Annotated in this window: 17 protein-coding genes; all 17 read left to right on the plus strand. The window is 36.5% G+C overall.

Going from position 1 to position 19,532, the window contains the following annotated elements; all coding sequences use genetic code 11:
- The first annotated feature begins 2 nt into the window (after positions 1–2).
- On the plus strand, positions 3–371 hold the full coding sequence (gene rbfA, locus NiCM35_RS01140; protein WP_095329222.1) for a 30S ribosome-binding factor RbfA: 369 nt from the start codon (positions 3–5) through the stop codon (positions 369–371).
- A gap of 280 nt (positions 372–651) precedes the next feature.
- The gene (gene truB / locus NiCM35_RS01145) at positions 652–1,569 is read left to right on the plus strand and encodes a tRNA pseudouridine(55) synthase TruB (protein ID WP_095329223.1); all 918 of its coding nucleotides are present in this window, start codon (positions 652–654) and stop codon (positions 1,567–1,569) included.
- Between the two features lie 84 nt (positions 1,570–1,653).
- Entirely contained in the window at positions 1,654–2,601 is a 948-nt protein-coding gene (ribF, locus tag NiCM35_RS01150; protein ID WP_095329317.1) for a bifunctional riboflavin kinase/FAD synthetase, read from the plus strand.
- Between the two features lie 337 nt (positions 2,602–2,938).
- Positions 2,939–3,208, plus strand: coding sequence for a 30S ribosomal protein S15 (rpsO, locus tag NiCM35_RS01155; protein ID WP_016201171.1), 270 nt, complete (start codon positions 2,939–2,941; stop codon positions 3,206–3,208).
- A gap of 231 nt (positions 3,209–3,439) precedes the next feature.
- Complete coding sequence (gene pnp, locus NiCM35_RS01160) at positions 3,440–5,560, plus strand: polyribonucleotide nucleotidyltransferase (protein ID WP_095329224.1); 2,121 nt, start codon at positions 3,440–3,442, stop codon at positions 5,558–5,560.
- Positions 5,561–5,742: 182 nt separating this feature from the next.
- Positions 5,743–6,699: a polysaccharide deacetylase family protein gene (locus NiCM35_RS01165; protein ID WP_123257470.1), complete on the plus strand. Its 957-nt coding sequence runs from the start codon at positions 5,743–5,745 to the stop codon at positions 6,697–6,699.
- Positions 6,700–6,967: 268 nt separating this feature from the next.
- Positions 6,968–8,206, plus strand: a complete 1,239-nt coding sequence (locus tag NiCM35_RS01170) for a M16 family metallopeptidase (protein ID WP_123257471.1) — start codon at positions 6,968–6,970, stop codon at positions 8,204–8,206.
- 327 nt (positions 8,207–8,533) lie between these two features.
- Complete coding sequence (gene dpaA / locus NiCM35_RS01175) at positions 8,534–9,409, plus strand: dipicolinic acid synthetase subunit A (RefSeq protein WP_123257472.1); 876 nt, start codon at positions 8,534–8,536, stop codon at positions 9,407–9,409.
- A gap of 26 nt (positions 9,410–9,435) precedes the next feature.
- Positions 9,436–10,029 carry a dipicolinate synthase subunit B gene (locus tag NiCM35_RS01180; RefSeq protein ID WP_047940047.1) on the plus strand — a complete coding sequence of 198 codons (594 nt, stop codon included), beginning with the start codon at positions 9,436–9,438 and terminating at the stop codon, positions 10,027–10,029.
- 265 nt (positions 10,030–10,294) lie between these two features.
- Positions 10,295–11,341, plus strand: coding sequence for an aspartate-semialdehyde dehydrogenase (gene asd, locus NiCM35_RS01185; protein WP_095329228.1), 1,047 nt, complete (start codon positions 10,295–10,297; stop codon positions 11,339–11,341).
- 361 nt (positions 11,342–11,702) lie between these two features.
- Positions 11,703–12,926 (plus strand): aspartate kinase, encoded by a 1,224-nt coding sequence (gene dapG / locus NiCM35_RS01190; RefSeq protein ID WP_047940049.1) that lies wholly within the window; start codon positions 11,703–11,705, stop codon positions 12,924–12,926.
- Positions 12,927–12,970: 44 nt separating this feature from the next.
- Entirely contained in the window at positions 12,971–13,834 is an 864-nt protein-coding gene (gene dapA, locus NiCM35_RS01195; RefSeq protein ID WP_095329229.1) for a 4-hydroxy-tetrahydrodipicolinate synthase, read from the plus strand.
- Between the two features lie 476 nt (positions 13,835–14,310).
- Positions 14,311–15,648 (plus strand): amino acid permease, encoded by a 1,338-nt coding sequence (locus NiCM35_RS01200; protein WP_123257474.1) that lies wholly within the window; start codon positions 14,311–14,313, stop codon positions 15,646–15,648.
- A 193-nt stretch (positions 15,649–15,841) separates the two neighbouring features.
- Complete coding sequence (locus NiCM35_RS01205; RefSeq protein ID WP_123259103.1) at positions 15,842–17,515, plus strand: ribonuclease J; 1,674 nt, start codon at positions 15,842–15,844, stop codon at positions 17,513–17,515.
- Positions 17,516–17,788: 273 nt separating this feature from the next.
- Positions 17,789–18,526 carry a ClpP family protease gene (locus tag NiCM35_RS01210; RefSeq protein WP_047940052.1) on the plus strand — a complete coding sequence of 246 codons (738 nt, stop codon included), beginning with the start codon at positions 17,789–17,791 and terminating at the stop codon, positions 18,524–18,526.
- Positions 18,523–18,735: a YlzJ-like family protein gene (locus tag NiCM35_RS01215; protein WP_095329231.1), complete on the plus strand. Its 213-nt coding sequence runs from the start codon at positions 18,523–18,525 to the stop codon at positions 18,733–18,735. The genes NiCM35_RS01210 and NiCM35_RS01215 overlap by 4 nt, the downstream gene beginning before the upstream one ends.
- Before the next feature lie 120 nt (positions 18,736–18,855).
- Positions 18,856–19,392: a hypothetical protein gene (locus tag NiCM35_RS01220; protein ID WP_433778315.1), complete on the plus strand. Its 537-nt coding sequence runs from the start codon at positions 18,856–18,858 to the stop codon at positions 19,390–19,392.
- Positions 19,393–19,532: the final 140 nt, after the last annotated feature.

The following is a 19,532-nucleotide window of genomic DNA, read 5'->3' on the forward strand; positions in this document are numbered from 1 at the left end:
CGATGAGTCTAAGACCAAATCGTGTTGGTGAACAAATGAAGAAGGAACTAGGCGAGATTATTAGCCGTAAGATAAAAGATCCTCGCATTGGTTTCGTAACGGTTACAGACGTTAATGTTACTGGTGACCTTCAACAAGCAACTGTGTATATTTCTGTACTTGGCGACCAAGAACAACGGGAAAATACACTAAAAGGACTAGCAAAAGCGAAAGGATTTATCCGTTCTGAAATCGGACAAAGAATTCGTTTACGCAAAACTCCTGAAATTACGTTTGAATTTGATGAGTCGATAGATTACGGAAATAGAATTGATACATTATTGCATCAAATCGCAAAAGAAAATCCGTCCAGTGATGACGAAAGAAAATGATGTAACATAAACTTGCTCCTATCGGACTTTTTCCATGATACTTATGGATGGACGATAGGAGTTTTTTTATAAGCGGTGGAAATGGAGCCCATTGAATTCCGCTCTAGGAACTTGCTTTCTGCTGGACGGAGGAGCCTCCTCGGCATATCCTTGTGGTTTTCCCTCAAATCCGGCAGGAGTCAAATTTCCTCCGCCGCATTAACAAGACTTTTAAATTATATTACAATTGAGGACTCAAGATTAAGAGTTTTTTTCATAAAATGAATAAAGGATGAGGTATATGGAAGGGATTTTACCATTATGGAAGCCCAAGGGGCTTACTTCCCATGATTGTGTTTTTCGTTTGCGGAAGATTTTACATATGAAACGAATCGGTCATACTGGAACATTGGATCCGGATGTAACTGGTGTATTACCAATTTGTTTAGGAAGAGCAACAAAAGTAGCTGAATATATAACAGACGCAGGAAAAGAATATGTAGGAGAAGTAACGATAGGGTACTCTACGACAACGGAGGATCGTTCTGGCGAAAAGGTCGAGGAGAAAAAAGTAGCGGAAATCATTACGCGAGATAGAATAGAAGCGATTTTACGAGAACTAACAGGGGAAATTACACAAACACCACCAATGTATTCAGCTGTTAAAGTAAATGGGAAAAGGCTTTATGAATATGCTAGACAAGGGATTGAGATTGACCGTCCTTCTAGGCAAGTAAACATTTACTCCTTAGATTTAATCGACGAATGGCAAGTGTTACAGGGAGACACTGTATCCTTCCGTTTTAGAGTGAGCTGTAGTAAAGGCACCTATATTCGCACACTTGCTGTTATGATCGGCGAAAAATTAGGGTATCCTGCCCATATGTCAGACTTGTGCCGAACTCGTTCTGCCGCCTTTACGAAACAAGAGTGTGTAACATTTGAAGAACTAGAGAAATATGTAGAAAATGGGAAGCTGGAAAACTATATTTATCCACTGGAAGACGCGCTTTTACATTTGCCGAAATATGAAATAAATGATACATTAGCAATGAAGGTACGAAACGGAACGGTATTAGAAACTCCTGCTTATCTACTAGATGAACAGGAACCAATTGTCATTCAAACAACAACAGGTGAAGCGTTAGCTATATATGTTCAGCATCCAACAAAACAAGGATTAATCAAACCGTCCAAAATATTAAAAATCTTGGAGTAACCATTGATGCTCTCGTTCACCTTGAAAGAAAGTTTAACGACAAATGAGAAAAAAAGAAATTTGTTAGAAAAGGTGAGTAGCACAGTGAAGATAGTTAGAATAAACCATTCAGAACGAAATAAAGAGCATGATAATCCGCCAATTTCCATTGCGTTAGGTTCCTTTGACGGAGTTCATCTTGGCCATCAAAAGGTAATTGGCGAAGCGAAAAGAGTGGCAGATGAAAATGGATGGAGCAGCGCGGTGATGACATTTGACCCCCATCCTTCAATCGTATTAGGTGGAAAAACAAAAAAAGTAGATTACTTAACATCTTTTGAAGCAAAAGTAGAACAATTAGCAAACTTAGGGATCGATTATTTATTTATTGTCGATTTTACGATTGAATTTGCTAGCTTGCCTCCTCAAGAATTCGTTGATTTGTATTTAATTGATTTAAATGTGAAACATGTAGTAGCCGGTTTTGATTATACTTATGGAAAGAAAGCTCAGGGCACAGCCGAGACTCTTTCTAAGCATTCACGTGGTAAATATGAAACAACGATTATTGGCAAAGAGACTTTTGGGGGCGAGAAAGTAAGTTCTACTTTAATTCGCTCTCTTATAAATAATGGTGAAATGGAAAAGGTGCCTGCTCTTTTAGGTAGACACTATTCAGTAAATGGGACGGTTATCCATGGCGACAAACGCGGAAGAACGATTGGTTTTCCTACAGCAAATGTGAAATCAACTAGCGATGTCATTTTACCTCCGCTAGGTGTATATGCAGTTCGATTCTTTGTCAATGAAAAATGGTATGAAGGAGTCTGTAACCTCGGTACAAAACCGACCTTTCAGCCCGATGAGAAAAAGATTAGTATCGAAGTCCATATTTTTGACTTTCATCAAGATATTTATGGCCATTCCGTAATCGTTGAATGGCATAAACGAATTAGAAGCGAACAAAAATTCAATGGCATCGACGAACTAGTAGCCCAAATTGAAAAAGACAAGCAAACCGCCTTACAATACTTTTATGAAAAGGCACAATAAGAAAAAGAAAAGCAACCTGAATACTTCTAACTAGATTGGGATATACTGAAAAATATATCCCAACTAAATAATGGAAAGAAACTAGTGTTTTCTAGTGTGATTTTTAGCAGGACTGACTAGAAATACCCTAAGACTTACAATAGTAGTCAATTTTTTTTGGATTTTATTTTTATGTTCTTTGTTTATAAAAAAATAAAAGGTTATGTCTTGATTTTTCCAAAGAAAACAGTTATTCTTAAAGACGTACTAAAAACAACCTTTGCTTGGCAAAATCGAATCACCAACGTTTTGCTCGGTAATTGGGGATTAGTGTAATAGAATTAGGAGGTGAAACAGGATGGCAATCACTCAAGAACGTAAAAACGAACTTATCAATGAGTACAAAACGCATGAGAACGATACTGGATCTCCAGAAGTTCAAATCGCTGTCCTTACTGAGTCAATCAATAATTTGAATGAACATTTACGTACACATAAAAAGGATCATCACTCACGTCGTGGTCTTTTGAAAATGGTAGGTAGACGTCGTAATCTTTTAACTTACCTACGTAATAAAGACGTTCAACGTTACCGTGTTTTAATTAACAAACTTGGTCTACGTAGATAGTTAAAAAAAGCGGGATATTTTTCCCGCTTTTTTATTGTAAATAAATGCGAATCTAACATATGATTAGTATAGATTACATAAATTAATTTCGTTTTTTAGTTACATAAAATGTGTATACTAGTAGAAGAGAAATTTAAGGATAGTATTCTTTATTTTATAAAATAACGCAGGTTTTAGGTAGTTCTTAACCGGAAACTTCCATGAAGTGAATGAGTAGAGAGGGGTTTATGAATGGGACAAGATAAGCATGTCTATTCCATTGACTGGGCTGGAAGAAAGCTTACAGTTGAAATTGGACAATTAGCAAAACAGGCAAATGGTGCAGTACTTGTACGATACGGGGATACAGCTGTATTAAGCACAGCAACTGCTTCAAAAGAACCAAAGAACTTAGACTTCTTTCCATTAACAGTAAATTATGAAGAGCGTCTATATGCGGTTGGGAAAATTCCTGGCGGTTTCATCAAAAGAGAAGGACGCCCAAGTGAAAGAGCAATACTTGCAAGCCGCTTAATTGATCGACCAATTCGCCCATTATTTGCAGATGGCTTCCGTAATGAAGTACAAGTTGTCAGCTTAGTAATGAGCGTGGATCAAGATTGTACGTCAGAAATGGCCGCTATGTTTGGATCTTCATTAGCATTATCTGTTTCTGATATTCCATTTGGAGGACCAATTGCTGGTGTTTATGTTGGAAGAATCGATGGAAAATTTGTCATCAATCCAACGGTTGAACAAGCAGAAAAAAGTGATATTAACCTTGCTGTGGCAGGTACAAAAGATGCAATCAATATGGTTGAAGCTGGTGCCGATGAAGTACCAGAAGAAGTAATGCTTGAAGCAATTATGTTTGGACATGATGAGATTAAACGCCTAATTGCATTCCAAGAAAAAATTGCAGCAGAGATTGGCAAAGAAAAAATGGAAGTTGTACTATACGAATTGAATAAAGACATCGAAGCAGATGTGCGTGCATTATGTGAAAGCGAAATGCTAGATGCTATTCGTGTACAAGAAAAGCATGCTCGCGAAGCAGCTATTAAAGAAGTAAAAGATTCTGTCATTGCAAAATATGAAGCAGAAGAAGCAGAAGAAGAAGATTTAAAACAAGTGAAAGCTATTTTAGATAAATTAGTGAAAAATGAAGTACGTCGTCTCATCACTGAAGATAAAGTTCGTCCAGATGGACGTGGCTTAGAAGAAATTCGCCCACTGTCTTCTGAAGTGCATTTATTACCGAGAACACACGGGTCAGGATTATTTACTCGTGGACAAACTCAAGCATTAAGTATTTGTACATTAGGTGCTTTAGGAGATGTGCAAATATTGGATGGCCTTGGGGTAGAAGAAGAAAAACGATTTATGCATCACTATAATTTCCCTAATTTCAGTGTTGGTGAAACTGGACCAATGCGTGGACCTGGACGAAGAGAAATCGGTCATGGTGCGCTAGGGGAAAGAGCATTAGAACCAATTATTCCTTCTGAAAAAGACTTCCCATATACAATTCGCCTTGTATCAGAAGTATTAGAATCCAATGGTTCCACTTCACAGGCTAGTATTTGTGCAAGTACCCTTGCTATGATGGATGCTGGTGTGCCAATTAAAGCACCAGTTGCTGGTATTGCAATGGGGCTGATTAAATCTGGTGAACATTATAGTATTTTAACAGATATTCAAGGGATGGAAGATCATCTAGGAGATATGGACTTTAAAGTAGCTGGTACTTCTAAAGGGGTAACGGCACTTCAAATGGATATAAAAATTGATGGATTATCACGTGAAATTTTAGAAGAAGCATTACAGCAAGCTAAGATTGGCCGTATGCAAATTCTTGAATCCATGTTGGCAACAATCAATACACCTAGAGAATCACTATCTTCTTATGCGCCAAAAATTTTAATGATGTCTATCAACCCAGACAAAATTCGCGATGTTATTGGACCAAGTGGTAAACAAATCAATAAAATTATCGAAGAAACTGGCGTTAAAATTGATATCGAGCAAGATGGTACTGTATTTATTTCTTCTGTTGATGATGAAATGAATAACAAAGCAAAACAAATTATCGAAGATATCGTTCGTGAAGTTGTTGTTGGACAAATGTATCTTGGTAAAGTAAAACGAATCGAGAAATTCGGTGCGTTCGTTGAAATTTTCAACGGAAAAGATGGACTTGTTCATATTTCAGAGCTTGCTGAAGAAAGAATTGGCAAGGTAGAAGATGTAGTAGCAATCGGTGATGAAATCCTTGTGAAAGTAACAGAAATTGATAAACAAGGAAGAGTAAATTTATCTCGTAAAGCTGTTTTGAAAGAACAAAAAGAACAAGCTGAGAATGCAAAAAACTAATAAAATTGAAATCAAGGGTACCCGCTAAAAAACTACTTATGTTTTTTAGCGGGTATTTTTTTGTGGAATGAAAAGGAACGTTTTGAACAAAATAATAGGAGAAAAGGATAAGTTAAGTCCGTCATTAAGCGTTCTACCTTGTCCTTTCCTATCATATGGTAGTAACTGGGGGGGAAAAGGTGATGAAGAAAACAGTTTCACTTATAGGAATACTAGCCATCTCTTGGTTTTTAGTTAATAATCCTTGGGCTGATACATATGTAAGTACTTTACAAGAAAACGCTGTCTCAGTGACAGCAACTAACTCTTTATATACGACGATAAGCGAGAAAGCGAAAGACTATGAAAAGAAGCCGATTGATGCCAAGCTTGATCCTGTATGGAAAGCTATTCCTGGATTAAATGGGGTGACAGTGGATATTGATGCTTCTTACAAGAATATGAAAAAAGAAAAGAAATTCAATGAACAAAGATTGGTTTTTAAGCAAGTGAAACCAAAAATTACACTAAATGATTTGCCACCTGCTCCTATTTATAAAGGGAATCCAGAAAAAGAAATGGTAAGCTTTATTATAAACGTAGCATGGGGAAATGAATTTTTACCTGACATACTATCAACCTTAAAAAAGCATCATGTCAAGGCGAGTTTTTTCTTGGAAGGCAGATGGGTTCAGAAAAACCCAGATCTTGCTAAAATGATTGCAGAAGCAGGGCATGAACTCGGAAATCATTCCTATACCCATCCAGATATGAGTAAAATTAGCAGTAGTAAAATTCATGAGGAAATCGTAAAAACAAATGATGTCATCGAAGCGACAACTGGTAAGCAAGTCACATTATTAGCGCCACCAAGTGGGTATTTTAATAATGAAGTAGTGAAAATTGCCGCTCAACAAAAGCTTAAAACAGTAATATGGTCTGTGGATACGATTGATTGGCAAAAACCAAGTCCTGATACATTGCTTAAAAGAGTTACAGGGAAGATCCATAATGGGGCTCTAATCCTTATGCATCCAACAGAAGTTACTACAAATAGCCTTGAACATTTAATTATCGAAATCAAAAATAAAGGATATAAAATCGATTCAGTTAGTGACATGCTTAGTGAAGAACGAGAAAGCATAAAAACAAAAAAATAGTAGTTCGATTCATCTTATAGTATTCTATAAAGAGAAAACGTTTTATTATAGTCTTGCTTCTTATAGAAGAAAAACAACATCTATAAGAAAGGACATGGCAAATGAAGCCAGTCTTCCTTTTAAAAGGGAACTAATCGCTATTCATTTTTAAAATGGATATATGTTATCATTATATTAAAACAATATTTTGGAAAAAATAAGAGGAATAAGATATACTAGCAGTCGCAGCTACTTTTTGCAACTTGGTAGAAGAACAGGAGGAACATAATTGATCAAAAGATATACTTGCCAAAATGGAGTAAGAATTGTATTGGAAAACATTCCAACAGTACGTTCCGTTGCTATTGGCGTATGGATTGGTACAGGATCTCGTAAAGAAGATGAAAAGAACAATGGGGTATCTCACTTTTTAGAGCATATGTTTTTTAAAGGAACAAAAACACGTAGTGCGAGAGAAATTGCAGAATCATTTGATAGTATTGGCGGCCAGGTAAATGCCTTTACTTCAAAAGAATATACCTGTTATTACGCAAAGGTTTTAGATACACATGCTGATATGGCGTTAGAAGTGTTAGCAGATATGTATTTTAACTCGACATTTGATGAGGAAGAATTAAAGAAAGAGAAAAATGTTGTCTGTGAAGAGATTAAAATGTATGATGATACACCTGATGATATTGTTCATGATTTATTGAGTCAGGCAATTTATGATAAACATCCACTTGGCTATCCGATTTTAGGAACTGAAGAGACACTGGCTACGTTTAATGGAGATACGCTAAGAGAGTATATGTTTAATCATTATACACCAGAGAATACGGTTATTTCGATCGCAGGAAACATTACCGAAGCATTTATTTCAGAAGTAGAAAAATATTTTGGGTCATTTGAAGCCGGTAAATCCGAAATAGAACTAGTAAAGCCTTCTTTCCATGCCAATAATTTTTCACGCAAAAAGGAAACAGAGCAAGCACATCTATGCTTAGGTTTTAATGGGTTACAGGTGGGACATGATAAAATGTATACACTTGTATCTTTAAATAATATTCTTGGTGGCAGTATGAGTAGTCGATTATTCCAAGATGTACGCGAAGAAAAGGGTTTAGCTTATTCGGTATTCTCTTATCACTCCGCATACCAAGACAGTGGAATAGTGACAATCTATGGTGGTACAGGAGCTAAGCAGTTAGATGAATTATTTGATACTATTCAAAATACGCTTGCCCTCTTGAAAAAAGAAGGAATTACCGAAAAGGAACTTCTAAATAGTAAAGAGCAGCTAAAAGGCAGCTTGATGCTAAGCTTAGAGAGCACAAATAGCCGTATGAGCAGAAATGGAAAAAATGAACTGTTATTAGGTAAACATCGCTCCTTAGATGATATCATTGCCGATATTGATCGTGTCACCAAAGAAGAAGTTGATCAAATGGCAAATGATATATTCACTGACACATTCTCGGTCTCTCTAATCAGCCCAGACGGACAATTACCAAAAGCACTTCAATAAAAAGCTACATATATAATAAAGAGCTAGGAAACAGAATTCCCTTCTGAATCCTAGTTTTTTTTGTTTGAGCACTTCTAAAAATATTTTCTTGCTTTCCCCTTTATAAAGGAGTTGCCATAACTCACTTCTGAAAAATCCCTGTCCACGAAGAGGAGACTTCAACCAAAACTTGTTCCGAGCATCGTTATTTATATTCTAGATAAGGAAAGAAACCATCTTTTTAAGGAAATGCAGTAAACAACTCACCTAATAATAGGTAATCACATAAGATGTTGAAGTAGCGAGCTATGAAAAACAGGATCTTTAAAAAAAGAAGGTGAAATATTCATGCTGAAAGGGATGGAAATCGCGATTATCGGCGGTGATGCAAGGCAGCTTGAAATTGTTCGTAAATTAACAGAACAACAAGCAATCCTTTCATTAATTGGCTTCGAGCAATTGGACCATGCATTCACTGGAGCTACAAAAGAAAAAATCGATAACGTAGATTTTTCGAAAATAGATGCTATTATCTTACCCGTTCGAGGAACAGACCTAAATGGGCAAGTTGATACAATCTTTTCGAATGAGAAGGTTTTTTTAACGAAAAAAATAGTAGAAAAAACCCCTGAGCATTGCATCATATATTCAGGAATAACGAATGATTATTTAAATTTGCTTATTAAAGAAACGAACCGATCATTAGTTCAATTATTTAACCGAGATGATGTAGCAATTTTAAATTCTATTCCAACTGTCGAAGGTACAATAATGATGGCAATTCAACATACAGACACAACGATTCATGGCTCAAATGTTATTGTGCTTGGGCTAGGTCGTGTAGGCATGAGTGTTGCACGTACTTTTCATGCCCTAGGAGCGAAAGTAAAGGTCGCAGCAAGTCAAAGTGAACATATTGCTCGCATTATCGAAATGGGATTAATCCCAGTACATTTAGATGATTTACAGATTGCAGTCGATGATATTGATATTTGTATAAATACAATTCCCCATCTTGTCGTAACTTCTGATGTCATTGAAAAAATGCCATTGCACACATTGGTAATTGATTTGGCATCTAAACCAGGCGGAACAGATTTTCAATACGCAGAAAAAAGAGGAGTTAAGGCATTGCTTGCGCCGAGTTTACCGGGGATTGTAGCTCCGAAAACAGCGGGAAATATATTGGCAGATGTCTTAGCACAATTACTAGATGAACAATAGCAGGCAATGAGAGGAGAATATGAATCATGAGTTTACAAGGAAAAAGAATAGGGTTTGGCATTTCAGGTTCTCACTGTACGTATGAGGAAGTGGTGCCACAAGTAGAAAAGTTAGTCGCACAGGGAGCGGAAGTTGTACCAGTTGTAACAGGAAATGTAAAAAATACGGATACTCGTTTTGGGAAGGGGAAAGATTGGGTTAGTAAAATAGAAGAAATAACAGGACAGAAAATAATCGATAGTATTGTAGCTGCAGAGCCGCTTGGACCGAAAGCACCTCTTGATTGTATGGTAATTGCCCCATTAACAGGAAATAGTATGAGTAAATTCGCAAATGCGATGACTGATAATGCAGTTTTGATGGCAGCAAAAGCGACATTAAGAAACCAAAAGCCTGTTGTATTGGGAATCTCTACTAATGATGCTTTAGGATTAAATGGGATTAATTTGATGCGTTTAATGGCAACAAAGAATATTTTCTTTATTCCATTCGGTCAAGATGATCCTGAGAAAAAGCCGAATTCTATGGTTGCAAGAATGTCTATGCTTGCAGAAACAATTGAAGCAGCATTAGAATATAAACAGATTCAACCAGTAATAGTGGAAAAATATTTAGATTAACAGGAAAGCACATGATTATTTAATAAGGCATATAAATCACGTTCTTTGAAAAAGAATGGTAGACTGATAAGAAAACGCACCGTAAAAAGGCGCTTGTCGACTTCCACAAGGAACTTTATAGCGCCATTCGGTGTTTTTTGAAAGAATCTGATAAAAGTTTCTTTTATTGCTGCTTGAATATGTTAAAATAGATAATATTATTTAAGGCGGAGCGTAACGCTTACCTATTATTATTAAGAGAAAGCCTTTGGAAGGAGAACCTTAAATGGAGCAATTAAAAGGATTTAACGTAGCAGTAGTTGGAGCAACAGGGGCTGTTGGTCAACAAATGATTAAAACATTAGAGAGCAGAGATTTTCCGATTTCGACTTTAACACTTTTGTCCTCTAAACGTTCAGCAGGAACAAAGGTTCAGTATAAAGATAAAGAAATTGTCGTACAAGAAGCAACTCCGGAGAGCTTTAAAGGAATTGATATCGCATTATTCAGCGCTGGCGGAGGTGTATCGAAAGAACTTGCACCACATGCAGTAAGACATGGAGCAATTGTTGTTGATAATACAAGCGCATTCCGTATGGACAAAGACGTGCCATTAGTAGTTCCGGAAGTAAACGAAGAAGATCTTCGTGAGCACAATGGAATTATTGCAAATCCAAACTGTTCCACTATTCAAATGGTGGTTGCTTTACAGCCATTAAAGGAGAAATTTGGTCTTTCGAAAGTATTAGTATCCACTTATCAAGCTGTATCTGGATCGGGTGCTGCAGCTGTAGAAGAGTTGAACAGTCAGACACAAGCAATTCTTAATAAAGAAGCATTTGAGCCGAAGATTCTACCAGTAAAGAGTGATAAAAAGCATTACCAAATCGCATTCAATGCAGTCCCGCAAATTGATGTATTTACTGATAATGGATTCACTTACGAAGAAATGAAAATGATCAATGAAACAAAGAAAATAATGCATGCAGATGACTTAAAGGTTGCAGCGACTTGTGTCCGCATTCCAGTAGCAACCGGTCATTCTGAATCTGTTTATTTTGAATTAGATAACGATCAAGTATCAGTGGAAGAAATTAAATCCTTGTTAGCTGATGCTCCTGGCATTGTGCTTCAAGACGATCCAAGTAATCAAGTTTACCCAATGCCTGCAGATTGCGTAGGAAGCAATGATGTATTTGTCGGCCGTATTCGCCAAGATTTAGATGTGAAAAACGGTTTCCATATGTGGGTCGTTTCCGATAATCTATTAAAAGGTGCAGCATGGAACTCTGTACAAATTGCTGAAAGTCTAATTAAATTAGGGCTAGTTTAATGGACTAGTGAAGAAAGGCAAGACTGTAGAGGTTTAGTATGCAGGAAAATTACCTGTAAGTAGATTTCTATTTTATTCTACATACAGGAAGTACAAGTTTGGACACAAGCCTAAATAATGGTGCCAAAATCTTGTCTTTCTTATTATGAAATGATTCCTTAAATAGAATCCTATTTAGGGAATCATTTAAATAAGTGTGCTCATTTTGGTTGGAAAAAATCATCAAAGTTAAAACAACAAGGGATCCTCCTAGTAAAATGATGAAAGGGGTAATCTTTTTAGAACTAGATTCCCCAAATTTGTTTTAGAAAAGGCACCCTTATATTACACTCTTTTAAGAAAGTGTTCAGAGGTGTTTATTGTGAAAATCATGGTTCAAAAATTTGGCGGAACATCTGTTAGAGATGAAAAAAGCCGAATTCAAGCAAAAGATCATATTAAAGATGCATTAAATGAAGGATATAAAGTAGTAGTAATTGTTTCTGCGATGGGACGAAAAGGAGAACCTTATGCAACAGATACATTGTTGTCTTTAGTCGGCGGATCAGAATCAAGTATCAGCAGAAGAGAAAACGACTTATTAATGTCATGTGGCGAAATTATTTCTAGTGTTGTGTTTACACAACTATTACTAGAAAATCAAATTTCAGCAACTGCATTAACAGGTGCTCAAGCTGGATTTAAGACAAATAATGATTTTACCAATGCCAGAATTATGGAAATGGATTGCAGTCGTGTTCTTGAGGAATTAAAAAATCACGATGTTGTTGTTGTAGCTGGTTTCCAAGGGGCAGCGCCAAATGGAGATACAACGACTTTAGGAAGAGGCGGAAGTGATACGTCTGCGGCTGCTTTAGGATCGGCACTTCAAGCAGAATATATTGACATTTTTACTGATGTAGAAGGTATTATGACGGCAGATCCAAGAATTGCAGAAAATGCTCGTCCGCTATCTGTTGTTACCTATTCAGAAGTTTGCAATATGGCTTATCAAGGAGCAAAAGTTATTCATCCACGAGCAGTGGAAATAGCAATGCAAGCAAAAGTACCGATTAGAATACGCTCAACGTATTCTAAGGGGACTGGTACACTTGTCACCTCGAGTAATGCGGAAAGTCGAGGCAGTGACATAAAAGAAAGACCTGTAACAGGAATTGCTCATGTAGCAAACGTAACTCAAATTAAAGTTTTTGCAAAAAAAGATCAGTACGACTTACAATCGCAAGTCTTTAAAGCGATGGCAAATGAAGAAATCAGTGTAGACTTTATCAATATTTCACCTAACAGTGTCGTATATACTGTAACAAATGAGATGACAAACAAAGCAATTGCCGTTCTTGAAAATATGGGATATGAACCAGTTATCGAAAAAGAATGTGCAAAAGTATCCGTGGTTGGTGCTGGAATGGCCGGTGTACCTGGGGTGACATTTAAAATTGTTACTGCACTCTCAAATAAAGGAATTCGTATCCTCCAATCAGCTGATAGCCATGCAACTATCTGGGTGCTGGTGAAACAGGATGATTTAGTAAGTGCAGTTAATGTATTACACGATGCGTTTGAGTTAGAAAAAGAAATAGAATAAAAAAATAGATACAACGAGATCGAAATGAGAATAGGAGTGGAACGATGGGTTTATTTGGTAGGGTGTCAACGGCCATGATTACACCATTTGATGCCAAGGGACATATAGATTTTCCAAAAACAACACAGTTAATTAATCATTTACTTGAAAACGGAACAGATTCTTTAGTAGTAGCTGGTACTACTGGAGAATCGCCCACATTATCCAAACAAGAGAAGATTGCTTTATTTAAACATGTGGTAAAGGTAGTGGAAAAGAGAGTTCCAATCATTGCAGGAACAGGTAGTTATAACACATATGAGTCCATCGAATTAACGAAACAAGCAGAACTTGCAGGTGTGGACGCTGTTATGGTAGTTGGACCATACTATAACAAGCCGAACCAAGAGGGGTTATATCAACATATTAAAGCAGTTGCAGAATCTACAAAACTACCCGTTATGATATATAATATTCCAGGTCGTTCTGTTGTTAATATTGAACCAGAAACTATTATTCGTTTGTCAGAAATTGATAATATTGTAGCTGTAAAAGAGGCTAGTGGAAATTTAAATAATATCACGAAAATTATTGCATCAACACCAGCTGATTTTTATGTATACAGTGGTGATGACAGCTTAACTTTACCACTTTTATCTGTAGGAGCAACAGGAGTGATTTCTGTAGCTTCGCATATTATTGGTAAAGAAATGAAAGAAATGGTGACTTCTTTCTTAGATGGAAAGGTTGAGGAAGCATCTAAAATGCATCAACAATTACTTCCTCTTATGTTAATTCTATTTAAAGCTCCAAACCCTGTTCCAGTAAAAACAGCATTACAATTAAGAGGATTTGACGTAGGTTCTGTTCGTTTACCTTTAGTGCCATTAACAGAGGAAGAACGAATCGAGTTAGCGAAATTTATTTAAGGAATTAGAAGGATATCGTATATCCACAAGGACTAATGATAACAGTTTATTTGCTTCTTTTTTGCTAGTTTTAATAAATGTTTACGTGTCAGAAGAGTTTAGCTATCTCTTATTACGACGGATAAACCAAAGCAAAAATGGTTTATTCGTCCTGAGATAACTAGCTCTTCTGTCTTTTTTATCTCACATCTTTACTAAGAAAAACTTGTTTCTAAACTAGTTTTTGATTATGATTGGATACATCATCATATTTTTAAATAGGGCAAACATAAGTTTCAACATATAAGAAACTAGAAGTTTTTGAAGGTAGATGAGTGTTTAGCTATATCGTCTTGCGAATTTTTTGTTTGGTGGAAGTTCACATTTGAAAAATGCAAACTGTCTTCCCAGTTTCTCAATCGAAAAATTGTGGTTTGGACAATGGTTAGTAAGACGCAAGAACATTTTGATAAGGTTAAATGTAAGGAGGAGAAGTCATGGCGAAAAATCAGCTGCAAAAAAACTTATTGCCAAGACATATAAGTTTAATGGCCATGGGAGGAGCTATTGGGACAGGGATATTTAAAGGTAGTGGAGAAACAGTTTCCATTGCAGGTCCAGGTGTTATTTTTACATACATATTTGCAGGACTTTTATTACTAGTAGTGATGGGCAGTATTGCGGAAATGGCTATTGTTTATCCAAATACAAACATGAAGGGCTTTATTGGGAAGGCTTTTGGGAACCAGACAGCATTCGTTATTGGCTGGATGTACTGCATTTTATGGCTTGCGGTATGTGTGATTGAAGTAGTTGTAGCAGGAAGCTTTCTGCAGTTTTGGCTACCAGATGTGCCATTATGGATATTAAGTATTCTGTGCGCAGTAGGTTTAATTGTCGTTAATACAATGAATGTGAAAAATTATGGAGAATTTGAATTTTGGTTTGCTGGTATTAAAATTGGCATGATTATTATATTTATTATATTAGGAGCCGCTGTTTTATTTGAACTTATTCCATCTGGGCAAACAAACTATCTACAAAATTACACAGAGCATGGCGGCTTTTTCCCAAATGGATGGACATCTGTCTTTTCTGCCTTATTAATTGTTATGTTTTCCTATGGTGGCTCCGAGCTCATTGGTGTATCGGTAACGGAAACGAAGAATGCAGAAAAAGTATTGCCAAAAGTTATTAAAAGCTTTATATTTCGTATTGTTTTATTTTATACATTGCCTATTTTAATTATTTGTGGACTAATTCCCTGGAATGAGTTAACAGAAGAATCCAGTCCTTTTGTCCAAGTACTTTCGATTTCTGGATTATCTGGAGCGGCACACATTATGAATTTTGTCTTAATTATTGCTGTGTTATCTGCTGCAAATTCGGGTATATATGGATGTACCAGAATGATGTACTCACTTTCAACGGAGGGTGAAGGACCAAAAGCCTTTAGTAGAGTAAACCACAATGGAGTGCCGATTTATAGTTTAATGGTTACAGGTATAATCTTAATTGCCGGATCAATGATTGCTTTATTTAAACAAGATCAAGTCTTTTCTTTACTTATGGCATTCCCTGGATTTGTCGTATCGGTTGTATGGATTATGATTTGTCTAGCACAGCTAAAGCTTAGAAAACAATATCCTCTTCAGCCAAGTTTTAAAATATGGGGGTATCCATATATTCCGATATTTACTGTAACCTGCTTAGGGATCATCAGCATTAGTTTCTTATTTGATGAGGCAAATCGAATTAGTATACTAGCATGTTTAATTTGCTTTTTTGCTGTAATAGCTATCTCTATATTTAAGTTTAAATCGAATAAACGGTAAAAATTTTTATTATAGGAAAAAAGGGTTGAAAAGCTAGGCAAACTAAAGAAAAATACCTCCTGATATCGTTATGAAATGGATCTGAAAAAGGAAGATTTCATAAAATTGGTTGTAAACATTTTTAAACATCAAGTATAATAATCATAACTGATCAATGGTCGGCTTAACTCAACATAGGAGGAAACAAAAATTGATGAAAAATGACAAAATAAAGCTTGTCGCACTCGGCGGAGTGGGCGAGAACGGTAAAAATATGTTTGTAGTCGAAGTAGACGAAGATATATTTGTAATTGATGCTGGTTTAATGTACCCGCAAAATGAAATGCTCGGGATCGATATTGTTATTCCAGATATCGCGTATTTAAAGCAAAATAAAGAAAAAGTAAAAGGAATTTTCTTAACACATGCACATGAAGATCATATCGGAGGTTTATCTTATATTTTAAGAGACTTAGATGTACCGGTTTATACGACTTTATTAACAGCTGAACTAACAAAGGAAAAGATGAAAGAGCAAGATTTCAAAGGACAAGCACAATTCGAAATTGTGACATCGAAATCCGTTCTAACATTTGCTTCCTCAAAAGTGTCCTTCTTTAAAACAAATCATAGTATCCCTGATAGCATTGGGATTGTTATTCATACATCAGAAGGTGCAATCGTACATACTGGCGACTTCAAATTCGATCAAACAGCCAGTGATCTTTACAAGCCAGATTATGGCGAGATGGCAAAAATCGGGGAAGAGGGAGTATTAGCGTTATTATCTGACAGTACGAATGCAGATAAACCAGGTTATTCTACAACAGATTTTGTTGTAACTCAAAGCTTAATTGAGGCGTTTTTACACACAAAGGGTCGGATTATTGCAGCATGTTTTGCAACTGACTTAAATAGAATTCAACATATTATTGATGCAGCTGAAAAAACAAATCGAAAAGTCGCGATTATCGGCAAGAATTTACAAAGAGTGTTGCAAATTGCGTTAAAACACAATTATTTAGATGTTGATGAAGAAACGATCGTTACCTATAACGAGCTTCAAGGATATACACAAGATCAAATGGTAATTATTACTACTGGTACAAAAGGCGAACCAATTGAAGCACTGCAAAAAATGGTCAAAAAAAATCATAAGCAAGTAAGCATCATGGAAGGAGATACCGTTTTATTCGCAGCATCTTCTTTCCTAGGCAGTGAAGTATTTGTTGGAAAAACAATTGATAAATTATACAGAGCAGGTGCAACACTTCTAGCAGGCTATAAAACCTTTAACAGCTCCAATCATGGCAGTCAAGAAGAATTAAAATTTATGATTAATATGATGAAGCCTAAATTCTTTTTGCCGATCCATGGCGAGTATCGCGTGTTAAAGGCACATGAAAAAATTGCGATTGAATGTGGCGTACCACCGCAAAATATCTACCTTCCAGAACAAGGAGAGGTGCTTGAATTTAAAGAAGATACCCTCCGTGTAGGCGGAAAAATTCCAGCTGGGAATGTATTAATTGATGGCAGCGGTGTTGGTGACGTTGGAAATATTGTTTTAAGAGACCGGAAGTTATTATCACAAGACGGAATTTTAACAGTTGTCGTAACATTAAATAAAGCGGAAAGAAAGATTTCTGCTGGTCCCGAAATCATTACAAGAGGTTTTGTATATGTTCGCGAGTCCGAGAAATTGCTAGAAGAAGCAGCTGACCGTGTAAGAGATATTGTAGAGAAAAGTATTAGTAAGGACAGCTTTGATTGGACTGGAATTAAGCAAGATATTAGAGATACGCTAAACCAGTTCTTATATGAAAAAACAAGACGTAGACCAATGATCTTGCCAATTATAATGGAAGTTAAGCCAGTTAGAAGATAAAAGTGAGAGCCTCCTTAAGATAAGGGGGCTTTTCGTTTGTTTGGGAAAAACTTCTGGAGCGTTGGAATTGATAAAGGAGAAGATTCCTTGGGATTTAGATGAACCGCAGGCTCTGTGGCTTAGCGTGAAAGCATGATTGGCAAGAAATTTTCCGAAATGTTTTCAATTTATTCTGGATGTAAAAGTGACTTATTGACTTTTCAATTTCGCCGCATGAAATAGTGTATCTCGCTTCATACTAAGATTATTATGGTTTTAGGAAGGGAGAACTATATGGTTTCAGTTAACAATAATAATCAGCCAGATGAAAAGCCGAATGAGGATAAACCATCAAGCTTAATGGAAAAAATTCAACAGCTGGGACAAACTAATGTACCTCAGCTCTCTCAAGATTCAAAAATACATTGTTTAACCATTGTTGGTCAAATCGAAGGCCATTTACAATTACCGCCTCAAAATAAAACAACGAAATATGAGCATCTGATTCCACAAATTGTAGCAATTGAACAAAATCCTAAGATTGAAGGGGTGCTTGTCATTTTGAATACAGTAGGAGGGGATGTAGAAGCAGGATTAGCTATTTCTGAAATGCTTGCTTCTCTGTCTAAACCAACTGTTTCCCTTGTTTTAGGAGGTGGACACTCAATTGGTGTTCCAATTGCTGTTTCCTGTGATTATTCCTATATTGCAGAAACAGCAACAATGACAATCCATCCTATTCGTTTAACAGGTCTGGTTATTGGAGTACCGCAGACCTTTGAATACTTAGATAAAATGCAAGAGCGAGTTGTTAATTTTGTGACCAAGCATTCTAAAATTACAGAAGAAAATTTTAAAGATCTGATGTTTGCAAAAGGAAATTTAACGAGAGATATTGGAACGAATGTAATTGGAAATGATGCCGTTACTTCTGGACTTATTGACTCTGTTGGCGGAGTCGGGGATGCGATGAAAAAGCTCAACGAGTTGATTGATGTCAATAAAGAACAGAATGAAGGGATTATCCAATGATTATGTATACAATGATGCCAGAAGAATTGATTTTTCCAATGAGCCAAGACATCTATGAAAAACACCAAGTTATTCATTATAATGGCATTCCTTTATTAGTTGCGAGAAATGAGTCAAATGAATATGAAGTCATAAGAATACTTAGCACCGATCCCAATCATTTTCTCCAGACAGATATGCAGCCAGGAGCAAAAATTCCAACCCTTTAATTGCTTTTTACTAAAAAAGTTGATAAAAGGGAATGATAAGGGAAAAAACTTGTCTAGTATTATGATTTTTAAGTTAGAGTTGGCGGCAAATCAGCCAAAGTAGGCAGGATATCAGCCAAATTGAGCGGAGAATCAGCCAAAGTAGGCAGGATATCAGCCAAATTGAGCGGCAAATCAGCCAAAGTAGGCAGGATATCAGCCAAATTGAGCGGAGAATCAGCCAAAGTAGGCAGGATATCAGCCAAACTGAGTGGAGAATCAGCCAAAGTAGGCAGGATATCAGCCAAATTGAGCGGAGAATCAGCCAAAGTAGGCAGGATATCAGCCAAACTGAGTGGAGAATCAGCCAAAGTAGGCAGGATATCAGCCAAACTGAGCGGAGAATCAGCCAAAGTAGGCAGGATATCAGCCAAACTGAGCGGAGAATCAGCCAAAGTAGGCAGGATATCAGCCAAACTGAGCGGAGAATCAGCCAAAGTAGGCAGGATATCATCCAAATTGAGTGGAGAATCAGCCAAAGGAGCCAAAGTAGGCAGGATATCAGCCAAACTGAGCGGAGAATCAGCCAAAGTAGACAGCAAATCAGCCAAACGAGCGAAATATCAGCCAAAGCACACAACAAATCAGCCAAACCAAAAAGCATACCTTTTTCTATAAAAACAGCAAAGGATAAAAAAACCTTCGGATAGAAGTTTCCCTTTATAAACTATGTTATAATATAGGAACAATAAAGAAGCAGCCTAAGGCTGCTTCTTTACTACAAAAGAGAAAGATAATTTTTAAATATTAGGTGATCA

It is taken from the genome of Niallia sp. M35 (assembly GCF_050971705.1).
In the GTDB taxonomy this organism is placed as follows: domain Bacteria; phylum Bacillota; class Bacilli; order Bacillales; family Cytobacillaceae; genus Niallia; species Niallia circulans_A.